The organism is Streptomyces sp. NPDC058459, assembly GCF_042721685.1.
Classification (GTDB): Bacteria; Actinomycetota; Actinomycetes; order Streptomycetales; family Streptomycetaceae; genus Streptomyces.
The window spans coordinates 1-2015 of record NZ_JBHXLV010000398.1 but is presented as its reverse complement, the minus strand read 5'-3'; the positions used below and the strand labels follow the sequence as shown (position 1 = coordinate 2015).

The window sequence follows — 2015 nt, the reverse complement described above, 5'->3', positions numbered from 1 at the left end:
GTCGGCGGCACGTCGGGCGGCGGCCCGGAAGGCGGCGGCACGTCCCAAGCCGCGTGCCAAGCCGCGCTCCCAGCCGAAGGCGCGGCCCAGGCCGTCGCAGGTACGGCGGGCGGTCAAGAACACCGCGAAGGAGGTCCGGGAGGAGGCCAGGGACACCGCCAGGGAGGAGGTCCAGGGCGCGGCCTGCGAGGCGGTCGGCGGTGAGTCCAACAGCTTCGTCCCCGGGACCAAGGTCCTGATGGCCGACGGGTCGACCAAGCCGATCGAGAAGGTCAAGGTCGGCGACAGGGTCGTCGCGACCGACCCGATGACCGGGAGGACCTCGGTCCAGACGGCCACGGCGAAGATCCTGGGCAAGGGCCAGAAGGACCTGGTCCGCATCACCCTCACGGCCCACGACGGTTCCTCCGCCAAGACGAAGACCAGGGTCACCGCGACCGCCGGCCACCCCTTCTGGGTTCCGACCCTGCGGGAGTGGATCGACGCGGGCCACCTCAAGCCCGGCCAGTGGCTCCAGACGTCCTCGGGCACCTGGGTCCAGATCGGCGCGGTCGAGGCATGGACGGCACACGCTGCGGTCTACAACCTGACGGTCACGCAGGCGCATACGTACTATGTGCTGGCGGGGGCCACGCCGGTCCTGGTTCACAACTGCGGCGGCGGGGCTGCCGACCTAGGTCATCTGACCGATAGGGCCGACGACTTGCATTCTCTGATTCCGTCAGGCGGCCAGCGGTACAGGACTACCGGGGTGTTGCACGCCGACGGCGTTGGTGGAGGCATTGATCTGTCTGCTGTTGGAGCGAGGAGTAACCTCACTCTGATCCAAAGGGCCGAGTCTCTTGACGCTGGAGAATTGGCTATGTCGATGAGTAATGGTGCGCATGCTGAAGTGAAGCTAGTAAATGCAGCTCAGCACCTAGGTCTTAGTCCTGGTGGGATTGCAGCCAGTAGGCCTTTCTGTCCTGCTTGTTCTCAGTTCTTGACAAACCAGGGTGCGACACTTGTGAGCCCTAGGACCGCTCTCTGGCTTCCGCCCGGCGTAAGGTAACTCTCGATCGTGGCGGCATTGGAAGGGGTGCAAATGCTCACAAAGGAAGAGATTGGCCGGATTGAGGCAGCGTGTGGCGAGCTGGCCCAGGAGAGAGTCTTCGTGCTCTCTCTGGCCGCAGCCCACCGGACTCTTCCCGTCTATCAGGCGTACAGCGAGGCCCACGTTGAGCTGGAAGGATACGGATTGGTTCACGATGGCCTGGTGGGGGCGTGGCGAGTTCTGCGCGCCAGGCCGGGCGCCTCTGCCATCGAACTTGCTCCCAGGCTTGAGGCTGCGATCGTGAGTGCAGAGTCAGACCTTGAGTCGATCAACACGGTTGATGAATTTGGCCTCGCGCAAGCTTTGACTGTGGAGTCAATTTCTGCCGCGACTCTGGCGTTGCGCGCCTACCTCGAAGAATCGCGAAGTGGCGCATTCAATGCCGTTATTGGCGCTCTTGAGGTTGATTCTGTTTGGGCGGAAGGCGAGGCCGAACGTCCAGGCGCCGAAGGCGACGTTTCGTGGGACAGGTTGATGACTCACTACGGGCAGCAAGTGCGGGACATCGCCCTCCTGTCTGGTGCTGATGAGTCTGACGAGAAGCTCCTGTTCCGTGATGTTGCGATGCGCGCCGAAAGGGAAGGTATTCCTTTCCTTGTCCGGATGAGGGAATTGGTGTCGACCACGACCCCTTGATCTCATAGGGGTTCGTGAAAGACCGCGCATTTCATCAACAAAGTGCCCAGCCGGATTGATTCCGGCGGGGCACTTTGGCTGTTTGACGGCAACGGTGACGGCAACGTCAGCAGACGACGGCTGTGACGGATGGGTTGTCGGGGGCGTCGTCGGTTGATCCGAGGAAGCCTCCGAGGGTGTCGATGGCTTGGCGTTGGAGGCGGAGTCGGACGTGGGCGTAGACGCCGGCGGTGACGCCGATGTGGGCGTGGCCGAGGAGTTCCTTGATGACGACGAGGTCGACGCC

Annotated in this window: 3 protein-coding genes and 1 pseudogene; 2 read left to right on the top strand and 2 right to left on the bottom strand. The window is 63.3% G+C overall.

All coding sequences use genetic code 11. The annotated features are described in order from the left end of the window. On the bottom strand, positions 1-210 hold a 210-nt coding region (locus ACFWN1_RS33065), incomplete at its 3' end, for a hypothetical protein (RefSeq protein WP_384370398.1). Positions 211-238: 28 nt separating this feature from the next. Between ACFWN1_RS33065 and ACFWN1_RS33060 the strand changes: the two genes are divergently transcribed. Both ACFWN1_RS33060 and ACFWN1_RS33055 read left to right on the top strand, forming a co-directional pair. Beyond that, positions 239-1051: a polymorphic toxin-type HINT domain-containing protein gene (locus tag ACFWN1_RS33060; protein WP_384370395.1), complete on the top strand. Its 813-nt coding sequence runs from the start codon at positions 239-241 to the stop codon at positions 1049-1051. A gap of 9 nt (positions 1052-1060) precedes the next feature. Next, positions 1061-1729, top strand: coding sequence for a hypothetical protein (locus ACFWN1_RS33055; RefSeq protein WP_384370392.1), 669 nt, complete (start codon positions 1061-1063; stop codon positions 1727-1729). A 106-nt stretch (positions 1730-1835) separates the two neighbouring features. Here the strand turns inward: ACFWN1_RS33055 and ACFWN1_RS33050 are convergent. Further along, positions 1836-2015, bottom strand: a pseudogene (locus tag ACFWN1_RS33050) (site-specific integrase); the annotation flags it as partial.